This window comes from Elusimicrobiaceae bacterium, from assembly GCA_017520185.1.
Classification (GTDB): domain Bacteria; phylum Elusimicrobiota; class Elusimicrobia; order Elusimicrobiales; family Elusimicrobiaceae; genus Avelusimicrobium.
This window is the reverse complement of record JAFXGO010000008.1, coordinates 214,049-228,456: the sequence shown is the minus strand read 5'-3', so window position 1 is coordinate 228,456 and position 14,408 is coordinate 214,049. Positions and strand designations below refer to the sequence as shown.

14 protein-coding genes and 1 pseudogene are annotated in these 14,408 nt (G+C 43.2%); 11 read left to right on the top strand and 4 right to left on the bottom strand.

Going from position 1 to position 14,408, the window contains the following annotated elements; all coding sequences use genetic code 11:
• Positions 1-62: 62 nt before the first annotated feature.
• From IKL48_01690 to IKL48_01670, 5 genes and pseudogenes are all read left to right on the top strand, one after another.
• The gene (locus IKL48_01690; GenBank protein ID MBR3603394.1) at positions 63-1,124 is read left to right on the top strand and encodes a flippase-like domain-containing protein; all 1,062 of its coding nucleotides are present in this window, start codon (positions 63-65) and stop codon (positions 1,122-1,124) included.
• Positions 1,105-1,620, top strand: coding sequence for a gamma carbonic anhydrase family protein (locus IKL48_01685; protein MBR3603393.1), 516 nt, complete (start codon positions 1,105-1,107; stop codon positions 1,618-1,620). Before IKL48_01690 ends, IKL48_01685 begins: the two co-directional genes overlap by 20 nt.
• Complete coding sequence (locus IKL48_01680) at positions 1,620-1,985, top strand: response regulator (GenBank protein ID MBR3603392.1); 366 nt, start codon at positions 1,620-1,622, stop codon at positions 1,983-1,985. Before IKL48_01685 ends, IKL48_01680 begins: the two co-directional genes overlap by 1 nt.
• Positions 1,986-2,027: 42 nt before the next feature.
• The gene (locus tag IKL48_01675) at positions 2,028-3,089 is read left to right on the top strand and encodes a tetratricopeptide repeat protein (protein MBR3603391.1); all 1,062 of its coding nucleotides are present in this window, start codon (positions 2,028-2,030) and stop codon (positions 3,087-3,089) included.
• A gap of 106 nt (positions 3,090-3,195) precedes the next feature.
• A pseudogene (locus IKL48_01670) lies at positions 3,196-3,303 on the top strand (prepilin-type N-terminal cleavage/methylation domain-containing protein).
• A gap of 416 nt (positions 3,304-3,719) precedes the next feature.
• On the opposite strand, the gene IKL48_01665 reads toward IKL48_01670, so the two are convergent.
• Positions 3,720-4,055, bottom strand: a complete 336-nt coding sequence (locus tag IKL48_01665) for a histidine triad nucleotide-binding protein (GenBank protein ID MBR3603390.1) — start codon at positions 4,053-4,055, stop codon at positions 3,720-3,722.
• 119 nt (positions 4,056-4,174) lie between these two features.
• Between IKL48_01665 and dnaB the strand changes: the two genes are divergently transcribed.
• Genes dnaB through radA form a run of 6 tightly spaced genes read left to right on the top strand, consistent with a single transcriptional unit; the run spans position 4,175 to position 10,907 of the window.
• Complete coding sequence (dnaB, locus tag IKL48_01660; GenBank protein ID MBR3603389.1) at positions 4,175-5,581, top strand: replicative DNA helicase; 1,407 nt, start codon at positions 4,175-4,177, stop codon at positions 5,579-5,581.
• A 1-nt stretch (position 5,582) separates the two neighbouring features.
• Positions 5,583-6,689, top strand: coding sequence for an alanine racemase (gene alr / locus IKL48_01655; protein MBR3603388.1), 1,107 nt, complete (start codon positions 5,583-5,585; stop codon positions 6,687-6,689).
• Positions 6,686-7,462: an ABC transporter permease gene (locus tag IKL48_01650; GenBank protein ID MBR3603387.1), complete on the top strand. Its 777-nt coding sequence runs from the start codon at positions 6,686-6,688 to the stop codon at positions 7,460-7,462. Before alr ends, IKL48_01650 begins: the two co-directional genes overlap by 4 nt.
• A complete protein-coding gene (locus tag IKL48_01645) occupies positions 7,463-8,227 on the top strand; it encodes an ABC transporter ATP-binding protein (protein ID MBR3603386.1) in 765 nt (254 codons plus the stop codon).
• 38 nt (positions 8,228-8,265) lie between these two features.
• On the top strand, positions 8,266-9,534 hold the full coding sequence (locus IKL48_01640; protein MBR3603385.1) for an MCE family protein: 1,269 nt from the start codon (positions 8,266-8,268) through the stop codon (positions 9,532-9,534).
• Between the two features lie 8 nt (positions 9,535-9,542).
• Positions 9,543-10,907, top strand: coding sequence for a DNA repair protein RadA (gene radA / locus IKL48_01635; protein MBR3603384.1), 1,365 nt, complete (start codon positions 9,543-9,545; stop codon positions 10,905-10,907).
• A 41-nt stretch (positions 10,908-10,948) separates the two neighbouring features.
• Here radA and IKL48_01630 read toward each other — a convergent pair whose 3' ends face one another.
• The 3 genes from IKL48_01630 to nagB form a co-directional block, all read right to left on the bottom strand.
• Complete coding sequence (locus IKL48_01630) at positions 10,949-12,337, bottom strand: MATE family efflux transporter (protein MBR3603383.1); 1,389 nt, start codon at positions 12,335-12,337, stop codon at positions 10,949-10,951.
• 122 nt (positions 12,338-12,459) lie between these two features.
• Entirely contained in the window at positions 12,460-13,602 is a 1,143-nt protein-coding gene (gene nagA, locus IKL48_01625; GenBank protein ID MBR3603382.1) for an N-acetylglucosamine-6-phosphate deacetylase, read from the bottom strand.
• Between the two features lie 3 nt (positions 13,603-13,605).
• Positions 13,606-14,406 carry a glucosamine-6-phosphate deaminase gene (gene nagB / locus IKL48_01620; protein ID MBR3603381.1) on the bottom strand — a complete coding sequence of 267 codons (801 nt, stop codon included), beginning with the start codon at positions 14,404-14,406 and terminating at the stop codon, positions 13,606-13,608.
• Between the last annotated feature and the right edge of the window lie 2 nt (positions 14,407-14,408).

Sequence of the window (14,408 nt, the reverse complement as noted above, 5' to 3'; positions counted from 1 at the left end):
GGAAATAAATTATATAATTTATGAAAGCCTTATTGCGCGCGTGCGCGCGAATATTTTTGATTATGAAAAAAAGCATTAAATTTTGGGTTTATACGTTGGGGATTATCCTCTCCTTGGGGATTATTACGTTATTGGTTTATCAGGCCAAAGACAGTTTTGTTAAAATTTGGCAACAAGTCCAAACCAAATATCTTTTCCTATCCTTAGCCTCTGCCATGATGATTTATGTGGCTATGGGCCTTAGTCTGTATGAAGTATTACGCATTATGGGGCGCCGTATCAATAAAGGGGCCGCCATTGGTATTGCCCTAGTGTCTACGACGGTTAATTACGTGGTGTCTAGTTTTGGGGTCAGCGGTTTTGCGTTGCGCGCACATTTGCTTAATCGTCGTCGAGTGCCGTTTGGCATGTGTGTGACTGCAAGTATTGTTATCAGTGTATTGTTGTATTTCGTGTTGGCGGTAATTATTTTGCAAGGGTCGGTGTTGATGTTTTTTAATTCTTCCGCTACAACTATGCAAATTTTGAAAAATGTACTGATAATTGTTGTTATGTGCGCTATATGTGTGTGTATTACGGCTTTCTTGTTTAACAACGAGTGGCGTTCTAAATGGGTGCGTCGTATTTTCCGCTTAATCAACAAAGTTTTGTTTCATCTTTTTCGTGCTTTAATCCCCAAAGGTCGTTATGATACCTTTGTTGATCAGTTAGATGAGGGAATTAATTTGATTCACAAGAAAAAGAAGAAATTGACGGGTGCCATTTTGTATGTGTGTGCCGATTGGTTATTTACCATTTTGGTTTTATACTTTGCTTTTTGTGCGGTGGGAGTGCATGTGTCTGCGGCCGGTTTGGTGACGGGCTTTGCCGTAGGTATGGTGACCACCCTGATTCCCGTACTTCCCGGCGGACTCGGAGCGATGGAACTAGCCATGACGGCCGTTTTTTCGCAGATGGGGATTGATTGGGATGCAGCCTTGATGGCTACGCTTATTTATAGAGTCGTGTATTACGTTATTCCGGGCATTGTGAGTATTTTTATTTATTGGGGACTGCAACTGTCAGAAACACCACGTCAGTCCAAAAAATTAAAGGGGGCCCTGTATGAAGGAAAGAATGGATGAATTGGTACCTAAGACCGCACCTACTGCCTATATTCACCCGACGGCGGTGGTGTCTTGTGCCGTCACGTTGGGAGAAAATGTATCCATTTGGCCCTGTGCAGTATTAAGGGGCGATATTGCCGAAATCGTGGTGGGGGAAAATAGTAATATTCAAGACAATGCCTGCGTGCATGTCAATTATAATTGTCCTGCCATTATTGGGCGTGGAGTGACGGTGGGGCATGGGGCTATCGTACATGGCAGTAAAATTGGCGATAATTGTTTGATTGGTATGAACGCAGTGGTGCTGGAAAGTGAAATCGGCCCGAATTGTTTGATTGGTGCCGGTTCAGTGGTGACGGCAGGGAAAAATATTCCGGCAGGTTCTTTGGTAATGGGAGTACCGGCCAAAGTAGTGCGGGAATTGACGGAAGATGAGATTAATTCCATGCTTCAAAATGCGCGCGAGTATGTGCGCTTAGGTAAAAAATTTAGAGACAGTATAGAGCAAATCTAATGAAAAGAGTGGTGCTGATAGAAGACTCCAAAACATTGGCCGGCGCGCTGAAAGGTGCCCTGGAAATAGAGGGCATACAGGTTGTTTGGGCTGCCGATGGCGTGCAGGGGGTAGCCGTTGCCAAGCGTGAAAAACCGGATTTGATATTGTTGGATTTGATGCTTCCCAAACTTAGCGGTTTTGAAGTCTGCAAACTCTTAAAGACGGATAACGCCACTTGGCGTATACCCGTAGTGATCATGTCTACTTTGGTAGATGAAGATAGCCGTTTGCGCGCTACTGAAGCGGGGGCGGATTATTTTATCCCCAAGCCTTACGATTTGCCTGCCAGTATGGCAGAAATTAAGAAGTATTTAAAAATGTAAGCAGACCGCTTTAGGGTGGTTTTTACGTAAAAAGAGGATATCATGGCTGCAAAAATAAATATAGAAGAATTGCAAGTTTGGCTGGAAGAAAAGCCTTCTAAAGTATTAGACGCATTGAAGAATAAGAAAAATTTGGACTCTGCCGCTCTGTTTTTATTGGGGGAGGCTCATCGTTTGCTCGGCTCTTTTCAGCCGGCTATTGCAACCTATGCCAAAGCCTTAAAAGCGACTTTGCAAGCCGAAGAACGCATGGATATTTTACTAGCGATGGCGGCCTGTTATAGAACATTGGGCGTATCTTCTGCTGCATATGAGTTGGCCGAAGACGCATTGAAGATGGCACAAGAGCTTGAATATGATGAGTATGTTGTCCGTGCTATGCAAGAAATGGGCATGGCCTTGCGTGCGTGGGGGAGACTGGATGAGGCATTGGAAATATTAGATGCCGTATTGGCCGCTTATACACAAGAAAAAGACTATGCCGGTATGAGTTTTATTTGTTGGGCCAAAGGCGGGATTTATCGTTTAAAAGGAATGCTGCAGGAAGGAATTGCCCAATTTAAACTGGCCATCAAACATGCCAAAAAATGCGGTGATGAAATTAATCTGGCCTACGGATATTGCGGTTTAGCCGGTATTAGCCGCATTGCAGGCAAAATTGACGATTGTGTAAAAAATTATAAGTTGGCTGAAAAGATTTTTAATAAAACCGAAGATTTATTCGGCAAAGCCTATACCAACTGCGGTATGGCCAACGGTCTGCGCCAACAAGGTAAGTATGATGAGGCCCTGCGCCATTACAACAAAGCTGATGTCCTTTATAGCGGTATTGGCGATAAGGTGGATTTGGGGTTTGTGAAATGGGGTAGAGCCGATATTTTAAAACGCAGAAATAAACTGCCGCAGGCTTTGGCTGATTTGCAAGCAGCGCGTGAATTGTTTGACAATTCCGATGAGACGCGCGGCCAAATTTTGACCAAATTAGCATTGGCACAAGTGCTTTATGCGATGGGTCAAGTGGAAGAAGCCGAAGAACTCTATGAAGCCGGCGTTCGCCAAGCAAAGGCAGAGGGATTGCATACGTATTTGGAAAGCTACACGTAAGCGTGTAAATATGAACGGAAAAAGACAGAAAAAGGATTTTTCCCCGTCGGTAAAAAGAGGTGCCTCTTGGCTTGATTTTTTTTAAAAATAAAAAGGAGTTTTGGATATGAAAAAAATGTCTAAACATAATGTCGGCGGTTTTACGCTGATTGAGTTGTTGGTAGTGGTACTGATTATCGGTATCCTTTCTGCGGTGGCTTTGCCGCAGTATCAAAAGACGGTGCTCAAAAGCAGAACGGCAGAAGCATGGTCAAATTTGAGTGCTTTGAAAAAAGCACGTGAAGTGTATTGTTTGGAAAATCCAAGTGCTACAGTAAATTATATTAACCTATCAGATTTGCCGATAGAAGTTAGTAATAGTGATTATTTTAGTTATTATGCTCCTCCTTGCAATGATGATAATACCAAAAGTGTATATGCCGATTTTAAAAAACAATACTCATATTGTTCTTTAGGATTTGGTCCTAAAGGAGAAAGAAATTGCGTGGGAGATTGTTGTATAGATATCGGAATTACAAATATAGGCTCATGGAGTCAGTGTTTTAGTGGTGGTGGTAGTTGCTACTACGTAAATTAGTTTTATCAGTATTAAAAAACCGCTCCTAAAGAGCGGTTTTTTTATAACATCTTTTAGCCTGCCGGCCACAAAAAACGTCTGCCTGCCATCAGGTGAAAATGCAAATGGTCCACCGTTTGACCGGCACCTTTTCCGTTATTGGTGACTAGGCGAAAATCTTTAATATCAAATTTTTTGGCCAAATCTCTGGCGGCTAACAACACCTTACCCAAGATTTCGCCGTCACCGTCTTGACTTTCAGACAAGCGGCTGATGTGTTTCTTGGGGATAATCAGTAAATGCGTAGGGGCCTGAGGATTAAGGTCCTTAAACGCCACCACATCATCGTTTTCATAGATGATTTGGCTTTTTACTTCCCCACTGACGATTCCGCAAAATATACAGTTCATATATCTATTATAACAAAGATTTTTTAAATAAAATTGATGCTCTAAAATGCTACAATAAGAAAAAGGGTCCGCGCGCACGTACGGAGCCCAGTCTATTTTTCGCTAAAAAAGGGGATTTTATGGCTAGTAATTTATTGGAAGAAAAACTACCGCCTCAAGCATTAGATGCCGAAATGGCCGTCTTAGGCTCTATGTTGATGGAAGCAGAGGCAGTGGAACGGGCTTTAAATATTTTAAAACCAGAACACTTTTATAAAGACAACCATAAAAAGATTTTTTCCGCCATTAAAAACTTGGCCGACAAAGGCCAAGCGGTGGACCTTGTCACCCTGACCGAAGAACTCAAAACCCAAAATTTATTGTTGCAAGTGGGTGGAGAGTTGTACTTGACCGATTTGATTAACAAAGTTTCCACCGCCGCACACGTGGAACACTATGCCAATATCGTACACAAGAAGTTTTTGGTGCGGGACCTGATTAAAACCGCCACCTCTTTGGTGCAAGAATGCTACAAAGAGGAAGAAGAACCGGAAAAACTGATTGATATTGCACAAGAAAAAATCTTTAAACTTAGCCAAAGACAAGATTTAAAGGGATTTGTCGCTTCTAAAGATTTAGCGGTAGAAGTGATGGAAATGATTGAAAAAGCCCACTTAGACAAAAACCCCGTCAAAGGGGTACCTACGGGTTTTAGTGAGTTTGATTTTAAGACGGGTGGTTTTCGTAAATCGGATTTGATTATTTTGGGCGCGCGCCCCAGTCAGGGGAAAACGGCTTTGGCCTTAAATATTGCTCACCATGCCTGCGTCAATGCCGGTGTGCCGACGGCTATTTTTTCTTTGGAAATGAGTCGCCATTCTATTTATGAGCGTATGCTCTGTTCGGCTGCGATGGCGGAAGTACATCAAGTACGCAACGGCTTCTTTCCGCGTAGCAAATGGAAAGATTTAACCCGTGAGTTGGCGCGATTGGCTGAGGCTCCGTTATTTATTGACGATACACCGGGTATTACTATTACTGAGCTTCGCATGCGCTCTAGACGTCTTGCCAACGAACTATCCAAACAAGGCAAAACATTGGGGCTTATTATCATTGATTATTTGCAGCTTATTCGTTCCTCCGGCCGTGCCGAAAGCCGTCAGCAGGAAGTGTCTGAAATTTCACGTATGCTTAAAGAATTAGCACGTAATTTAGATGTGCCCGTTTTGGCCCTTTCTCAGCTCAGCCGTAAAAATGAAGACAAAGGGCGTCAAGACAACAAACCTCAACTTTCCGACTTGCGCGAATCAGGCTCCATTGAGCAAGATGCTGACGTGGTGGCCCTGATTCACCGCGACGGTTATTATAAACGTGATGACGAATCCCTAAAGCGCAAAGCTACGTTGATTATTGCCAAACAACGTAATGGTCCGGTGGGGGATATTCCTTTAAATTTCCTTATGGAATATACCTTATTTACGAACCCTGCTCCGGATGAGGAAAATATGGGACCGGCGGAAGAATCAATGATGGTTTTACCTGATTAAAATGACATTGCCTATGCTTCGCCCCACGTGGGCAGAAATTGATTTAAGCGCCTATGGGCGCAATTTGCAGAAAATCCGTACCAAAATAGGAGCGGAGGTGAAGATCCTTGCGCTTTTAAAAGCCAATGCCTATGGGCATGGTGCTTTGGATTTAGGCCTTTATGCACAAGAAAAAGGGCTGTGTGAATTTTTTGGGGTGGCTTCTGCAGAAGAAGGGGTTTTCCTTCGACAGAACGGAATTACTTTGCCCATTTTAATACTTGGCAGTTTGTATCCTTTTGAGGCATTTGAATATGCCATAGATTATGATTTGTCTATCACGATAGCCAGTTTATCTGCCGCCAAAGCCATTAAAGAAATTGCCCGTAAAAAAAATAAAAAAGCCCGTTGTCACGTAAAGCAAGATAGCGGTATGGGGCGCATCGGCACGCGCAGAAGCCGCGTGATGGCGGTGTTGGAAGAATTGGAAAATGACCCCTTTGTGCAGTTAGAGGGATTATTTACTCATTTATCCAGCGTGGATACGGACCCCGCCTATACAGAGGAACAGGTGGGCTATTTCCGCGATACAATGACCAATGTCCGCCAACAAAAAATACCGGTAAACTTATGCCACATGGCCGCATCTTCTGCTATTGAGTCCAGAGCGGATTGTTATTGTGATATGGTGCGCGCGGGGCATGCTTCTTTCGGTTTGACGGAAGGGTACGAGCCTATTTTATCGTTTAAAAGTCGTATCGTTTTTGAAAAGGAAGTTTCTGCCGGCAGCAGTGTAAGTTATAACCGCAGTTTTGTGGCTCCTTGTTCTATGAAGATAGCCACCATTCCTGTAGGCTATGGGGACGGATACTTGCGCAGTTTAAGCGGTAAAGCGGAAGTTTTAATTAATGGTAAACGTTGCGCGGTGTTGGGCAATATTACTATGGATATGTGTATGGTGGATATTTCTCAAGTAGAGGCGCATGTGGGCGATGAAGTGGTGCTTATCGGAAAACAAGGTGCGGACGAAATTTCTGCTGCGGAGTTGGCGCGCAAAGCCGGTACGATTGACTATGAAATAACCACTTTGCTGACGGCGCGTGTGCCAAGAGTGTATAAAAGATTATGATTTCAGCCATTGGAAAATTAATGATAAATTGGATGACCCAACTAGGGGAAGCGACCAATATGGTACGCTCGGTATTGTATTGGTTTGCTCACTCCCGTTTTGAATTTAAACAATTTATCAATCAATGTGTTGTGATAGGGGTGGATTCTTTTTCCGTGACGGCTATGACCAGCCTGTTTACGGGTATGGTGCTTGCCTTACAAGGCGGAAATACCATTGGTAATATTTTTGGAGACCCCATTTATGTGGGTACTTTGGTGACGTTTTCTCTTATTCGTGAATTAGGGCCAGTGTTGACGGCTGTAGTGATTTCCGGACGGGCCGGTGCTGCGGTGACGGCACACATCGGCACGATGGCAGTGACGGAACAATTAGACGCCTTGCATACCTTAGGCACCAATCCTACACAATATTTGGTCATTCCGCGCATGTTTGCTTTTTTGCTGACAGTGCCTATTCTGACACTTTTTTCCAACTTGTTCGGTGTTTTTGGCGGATTTTTGGTGGCCAAATATGCCTTAGCCATACCCGGAGAGGTGTACATGAGTGATGTGACGGCTTTTATGGGAGTCAAAGATTTTATGCATGGATTTTTGAAATCTTTTGTATTTGGTTTTTTAGTGGCCACCGTTTGTTGCTATAAAGGCATTAGTACGCGCGGAGGTGCAGAAGGGGTGGGTAAATCCACCACCGGAGCGGTAGTGACGTGTATTGTCATGATTTTAGTATTGGATTACTTTTTAACCGCTATTTTAACTGCGTTTGGAATTTAGATGATAGAGATTAAACATTTAAAAAAGAGCTACGGTGCTCATCATGTGCTAAAAGATGTAAACCTGAACATTGAAGAAGGGAAGGTGACCACCATTTTGGGCGGATCCGGTTCGGGCAAGAGCACCTTGATTAAATGTATGATGCGATTGCAAAATGCCACCAGCGGTCAAATTTTGCTCAACGGACGCGATATTACCAAAGAGCAAAACCCCATGAGGCTGGCGGCTTTGAGGCGGCATTTCGGCTATCTCTTTCAAGAAGGGGCGTTGTTTGACTCTATGACAGTGGGGGAAAACGTAGCCTTTGGGTTAAAATACTTAACCGATACTCCGCTGGAAAAATATCCTGCCATTGTTAAAGAAAAATTGGCTATGGTAGGGCTAAAAGAGCATGTGGCGCATTTGAACCCGTCGGAACTTTCAGGCGGTATGCGCAAGCGTGTAAGTTTGGCACGTGTGTTGGCAGTAAATCCAAAATGTATTTTGTATGATGAACCCACAACAGGGTTGGACCCGATTATGTCTGATATCATCAGCGATTTGATTTTGGAAATGAAAAAGAAATTGGGGGTCACCTCCGTAGTGATTACCCATGATATGCATTCGGCTTTTAAAATTTCCGATTATATTGCTTTTTTATATGAAGGGGAAATTATGCTTTATGGCACGCCGGAAGAATTTCGTAAAACGGATAATCCGTATGTGCGACAATTTGTAGACGGAAGCAGTCGTGGACCGATACAAATGAAATTAATGAAAGATTAAACTAGATTTGTGTAGTTATTTTATTTAAGGTGAAAGATATGAAACCGGAAACAAAAGTGGGTATTTTTACAATATTAGGATTGATTGTTCTAGGATTTTCGTTATACATTCTGGGAGGGTTTTCCATTACGCGCAGTTATGAGGTAAACGTGGAATTTGCAGACGTATCCGGTCTGCCCGTAAAAGCGGCTGTTAAACTTTCCGGTGTGGAAGTGGGCAAAGTAAAAGCCATCAAGATTGAAGGGCAAAAAGTGGTGGCGGTGTTGGCTATTAACGAAGATATCCCTTTATATAAAGATGCTCAATTTTCTGTGGTGATGACAGGTATTATTGGTACGAAATATATTAAAATTGTGCAGGGTCGGCAATCTTTGGGTCTGATTCAGACCGGAGATTATGTAAAGGGTCTTGATGAAATGCCGATGGACGAACAAGTGGCCCAAACCATGAAAAGCGTACGGGAATTGGTGGATAGTATTAATAATCAGGGACGTTTTGGCCATGAACTCAATGATGCCATGCGCGATATTCGTCAGCTTTCTGCCAATGTCAATCAGTTAGTCATGACCATGCGTCCGTATGTGACACAATCTATGGAAAATTTGGAGCAAATTACTGATAAATTAAATGCGCTGATGAACGCTATTTCTAATGAAGAAGGCGTGTTGGGGGCTTTGATTAAAGATGAAGAAATGAAGGACCAAGTTAAGCAGAGCGTCAGCGAACTCAAGACCACCATGACGGAAGTAAAGTCTTTTGTGGGCAAGATGAGTCGCTTTCGCGTATATTGGGATTTTGACTTTTTCTACGCGCCCAAAACTCAAGTAGCCAGCGGAGATTTGGCATTAGAAATCTTCCCGTCCAGCGGATATACCTATTATCGGGCCGGTATGTCTAATATCGGTAATGAAGACGATACTTTAAACGAACATGATTATTTAGAACGCAACAAGTTAGATTTGCGCTTTGGCTTGTATAATAAATGGGCGGATTTGTCTGCGGGTATGATCCGCGGTGCTGGCGGTGTGGCTTTACACGTTAAGCCGTTTTATAACCATGAGTTTTTGCAGCGTTTTACGGCCGGTGTAGAATTTTCTGACTGGGGGCGTGACCGCACCATTAACGGTCGTTTATTTAATAAACCTAATCTGTCTTACGGGGTGGATTACCGCGTCAGCAAATATTTCTCCGTAGGTGCATGGATGAGAGATACGTTGCAGACCAATTACTTAAACGTGAAAGCCAATATTTCGTTTAATGACCAAGATATTTCCTCATTCTTTGGCTTGGCTACGATGGCCCGTTAGGAGTAAATATGAAATTTAAGACGGTTTTTGTCTGTCAAAAGTGTGGTTATCAGTCTGCTAAATGGGCCGGCAGATGCCCTGATTGCGCAGAATGGAACACACTGACGGAAGAAGTGTTGCAACAAGAATCCAAAAAAGAAAAAAAGAACCGTTCTTTTACGGAATTTTCTTCCGAAATTGTTAAACTTTCAGACAGTAAAGCCGTACAAGAAAAGCGCATTCCCACCTATATTGGAGAGTTTGACCGTTTATTGGGCGGCGGGTTGGTGCAAGGACAGTTAACTCTGCTGGCGGGCGCTCCCGGTATCGGCAAATCTACCTTGATGTTGCAAGTGGCGGATGCTTTGGCCCAAGACAGAAAAGTTTTGTATATCTCCGGAGAGGAAAGCATTAGCCAAATTTCGGGCCGCGCTCAGCGTTTGGGAGTGAAAAATCCACAAATTTATCTGCATTGTGAAACTAATATTCAAAATATCATTACCGCTGTAGAAAAAGAAAAGCCCGACGTGTTGATTTTAGATTCTATTCAAACGGTCTATCACCCTGAATTTACTTCTTCAGCCGGAACCGTTGCTCAAGTGCGCGAGTGCGCTGCAGAATTGGTGCGCTTATGCAAGCCGAAAGGAATTATTACTTTTGTGCTTGGGCACGTCACGAAAGACGGGGAGTTGGCAGGCCCTAAAATCCTAGAGCATATGGTAGATAGCGTGCTTTATTTTGATACGGAGAAAGACAATGTCCTTCGTCTGTTGCGCCCTCACAAAAATCGTTTTGGTTCCACTTCAGAAATCGGACTTTTTAAAATGACGGGGCATGGTTTGGAAAGTGTGGATAATGCCAGCGAATATTTTGCTCAAACGTCTTCCACCGCTGCATTAAAAGGCCGCGCTTATACATTGGCACTAGAAGGTTCCCGCCCACTTTTGACCGAAGTGCAAGCCCTTGCCAGCCCGACGCATTATCCATTTCCGCGCAGAGTGGCTACCGGAGTGGATTTGAACCGGTGTTTGATGCTGTTTGCCGCGCTTGAAAAGCATGTGGGGCTAACGTTGGATAACAAAGATATTTACGTAAGTATTGCCGGTGGTGTGAAGATGAAAGACCCTGCGTTGGATTTGGCCATTTGCGCGGCGGTGATCAGCTCTGTAAAAGATGTCCCCATACCGCATGATTGGTTGTTTTTGGCAGAGGTGGGGATATTGGGACAAATTGCTAAAGTTCCTTTGATGGATAAGCGATTGGAGGAGGCGCAACGGCTAGGGTTTAAAAAGGCCTTTTCCGCTCCGATCACTGTTAATGAAAGGCAAAAGTTGACCGGAATTTCTCTTTACGAAATTACGGAAATCAATGAACTTTCCTTAAAATTAAAATAAGTTTTATAAATAAAAACATCCCGTAAAAACGGGGTGTTTTTTTAGAATTTTTTTCTGCTGAAGAAAAAGTTTTGTTTGTACTTGGCAAAATGTATTTTTAACATAAAGTAGGCCAATGTACAAGCCAAAATATCCGCCACTGCCGGAGCAAAAAATACACCATCAAGTCCCCAAAAAAGAGGCAGAATTAAGATAAGCGGAATTAAGAATAATACTTGGCGAGACAAACACAAAACCGCCGCCAGAAAAGGCTTGTTGATGGCTTGGAAGAAACTGGTGCCCAAAATTTGTAAAGCCGCAAAAGTGGTAAATACATTTAAAGCTCGCACCGCATAAGCCCCCATCGAAATAAGGGCTTGGTCCTTATTGTTAAATAACCATACAATATACGGTGCAAAACATAACGCAATAGTAGCTCCTATAAAACCTACCCACATTCCCCAGCGTAAAGCCATTTTAAGAGTTTGAAAGGCAAGGGCAAATTTGCGTGCACCGTAATTGTATCCGATAAGAGGCTGCGCTCCTTGACTTAAGCCCAAAAGCGGCATCAGGAAGATGGCATTTGCACTAACGGCAATACCCATAGCGGAGACGGCTAAATTGCCGCCATATTTGAGCAAAGCATGATTTAAAAGTAAGTTTAAAACACTGGAGGCTAATTGAAAAATAGCCTGAGAAAGACCAATCAGCGCACTTTCATAAACGATGCGCCATTGTAAACGCATATATTTAAACTGCAAGGGATACTCGCTCTTTTTATTACAGAAGAAAAGCAAAATCCAAGCAAAGGAAACCACCTGTCCGCTAACAGTGGCAGCTGCCGCCCCACGCATACCCCATCCCAATACAAAAATGGTAAAAGGGGCTACCGTTAAGTTTAAAAACGCACCTATAAATTGCGTAGCCATAGCCGTTTTAGGGTGGCCGGAGGAGCGGATAAAATTATTCATACCGGCACCAATATTAAATAGAGCATATCCCGGCAGTACTACTTGCATGTATTGCGTGGCATAAGTAAGAGTATGTTCATTTGCACCTAAAAAAGACAAAATGGGGTCTAAAAATAGATATCCGCTTGTCATTAATCCTAAACTTAAAAGAGTTAGTATCACAAAAGCATTGCCCAAAATGGTACGTGCCTGCTCTTGATTTTTTTCGCCCAGACGAATGGAAAATAAAGCATTAGACCCTACACCAATTAATACGCTGAATGCCAAAAAGAAAAATCCTATCGGAAACAACAATGTAATACTGGCAATACCATCTGCTCCAAACTCATGGCCCACATATACGCGAGAGATAATGTTGTACAAAGCACTGACAAACATCCCCGCTACAGCCGGTGCGGAAAATTTAATCAATAGGCTGGAGATGGAACGGCCTTTAAATGGATTGGCATTTTTTTTGCGTAATTTTTTCTTTCTGGTCATATTTTTCACGATAAAACCGCCCCGTACAAGCGGCGGTTGTTTATCTATATTTTACAAAAAAGGAAAAAGGGAACTCAAATGTTGGTATCATTTAAAAACCCCGCCGGAAGCGGGGTTTTGGATTAAGCAAGAAAGGTTTTGACAATATTAAACTCTTTGTCAAATACAATCAAGTCTGCATCCATGCCTTCTTGGATTTTCCCTTTAGTAGAAAGCCCCAATAAACGAGCAGGATTGGTGCTGGCACAGGCAATAGCTTGCGGTAAAGTATATCCAAAAGAGAGCAAGTTTTTGACACCCTGCATCATGGTTAGTGCAGAGCCGGCAATCACTTTGTCTTCTTTTCGTTTCCATACACCACCGTCAAACATTACTTCTTCTTTATTGGCTAAGAAGGGGCCTTGCTTTTGTGCCGTTGGCAATAAAGCATCCGTCACCAAAATAATATTTTCTATAGGTTTGATGTCGCGCAAGAAAGAAACGATTTTCGGATGCACATGGACTCCGTCTGCAATAATTTCAGCCGATATTTCCGGATGCATCAGCACCGCTCCTGCCACACCGGGAGCACGATGATTAAACGGACTCATGGCATTAAAAAGATGCGTGACATGAGTAATGCCCAACTTCACACCATCAAGAAATTGCTCATACGTAGCATTGGTATGGCCTGCCTGCAACAAAATATGACGTTGCCGGCAGAAAGCAGCCAGCTCATCTATATTGGGCAGTTCCGGTGCGATCGTCATATTGGCCACGTGTCCTTTTGCTGCTTGGTATAAGCGGTCTAAGGCTTGTAAATCAATAGGTGCAATATCTTGCGGTTTCATGACACCGGGCTTTTGGGGGGAGATAAAAGGACCTTCTAAGTGGTAGCCCACGATGTGTGCACCTTTTTCTTTGCCAAAGGCTCCTACGGTGTTGGATACGATATGAAACATACTGTCCGGCTTGCCACAATAAAGAGTGGGGCAGAAAGCGCTTACCCCTTGCTGTGCCAATTGCAAAGACATATCCAGCAAAGAATCTTCTGTGGCAAGTTCCGGTCCAAATCCGGATACGCCGTGTATATGCGTATCTATCATTCCCGGAGCCACATATGCACCACACGCATCAAAAACTTCTACGTCTTTTTCCAGTTCTTGCAGTTGTGTGCTGGGGAAAATAGAAGAAATTTTACCGTTTATTATTTCTAAACAATAATCCGGCAATACTTTGTCGGTTGTGATAATGCAAGCATTGAGAATGAGTTTTTTTTCGTTCATAGATTAAAGGTGTAAAATCCAATCTCCTTGCGGATTGGTATTTTTCTGTTTTTCTAATTCTTCTTTAGCCTTTCCAGATAGTTGGCTGGCGGCGGCTTCATCTACTAAGAGAGTGGCATTTGTATGCGTTTTTAAAGCCGTGACGGGCCATTGAGTGCAGATAACATCTTTGGTTAATTGAGCCACTGCTTCGGCCTTCTTTTCTCCGCTTGCTAAGAATAAAAGTTCTTTAGCTGCCAATACTGTACCGATACCAACTGTTAAGGCTTGGGTGGGTACGGCCTTCATATCTCCGCCAAAGAAGCGAGAGTTAGCCTCAATGGTGTTTTCCGTCAAATCCACCACGCGAGTGCGAGAATCAAAACTAGAACCCGGCTCATTGAAGGCTAAGTGTCCGTTTTGTCCCACTCCGCCCAAGAATAAATCTATACCGCCGGCTTGTTCGATAGCCTTTTCATAGGCGGCACATTCGGCTTGCAGATCAGCCGCTTGTCCGTTTAAAATATGTACGTTTTTCGGGTCCATATCTACATGAGAGAATAAATGATGATTCATGTAGTAATGATAACTTTGGTCATGCTCAGGCGAGAGGCCTACATATTCGTCCATGTTAAAAGAGACGGCATCTTTAAAAGAGAGTTTTTGATTTTTGACCAAAGCGGATAAGGCGGCATACATTTCTTCTACGGTGCCACCGGTGGGTAAGCCCAACACAAAAGGTTTTTTGTTGGAGTGGTTGATGGTATGGGCCACCCGTTCGGCAGCCCATAAACCCAAATTATGTTTTGTAATAATCAGTTTCATAA